Below are 611 nucleotides of genomic sequence, written 5' to 3' on the forward strand. Positions count from 1 at the left end.
GCCATGTTCGCTGTCCTTGCCGCGAGCGTCGTCGCTCGGTCGCTTGCCCTTGCCGTGACGGTCGTCGCGGGCATCGGGCCCGGCAGTGTCCGGCTGCACGGCGTCGTCCCTGGTGACCTGCTCGGCCGTCGACCATTTCAGATCGGTGAGCCCGGCGGCACCGGCGGAGGTGGCGACGCCTACCCCGCCGAGGCTGACCAGTCCGGCAACGCCGGAAGCGAGCAACACCTTGCGCCGGCTCCTGCGTGTCGAGGTGCCCGCAAATGCGTCGTTCTTCCGAAGGTAGTTGGACATCGGAGTTCTCTGCCCTCTCCTTGTATCAGACAAGGCCGCTCCGCCATGGGCGGGCGCCCTTCGCTACAAATCGGTTGTAGCTTCTGAAGAACACCGTATGAGAGCTATCTTCACTATGAGGGCAAATGCGAGCAGAACCCACTTACAGGTACGGGGTGGACCCGTTCGGGTTGGCCGGTGACGTCGCACTCGACTTGGCCGGGCGGGCTCAGATCGGTCCTGATGGGACGCCTGTGGCGTAGGCCCCGCAGCCAACTCGTCCAAGGTGTGTCGGCGGGGTCCTCCCGTGAGGGAGGACCCCGCCTTCTCTATGTGCC

The 611-nt window shown here is 65.6% G+C and carries 1 pseudogene; it reads right to left on the bottom strand.

Annotated features, from left to right (window positions below):
• A pseudogene (locus tag Vlu01_RS27345) lies at positions 1 to 228 on the bottom strand (hypothetical protein); the annotation flags it as partial.
• Positions 229 to 611 lie beyond the last annotated feature (383 nt).

The sequence above is a fragment of the Micromonospora lutea genome, from assembly GCF_016863535.1.
Lineage (GTDB): Bacteria > Actinomycetota > Actinomycetes > Mycobacteriales > Micromonosporaceae > Micromonospora > Micromonospora lutea.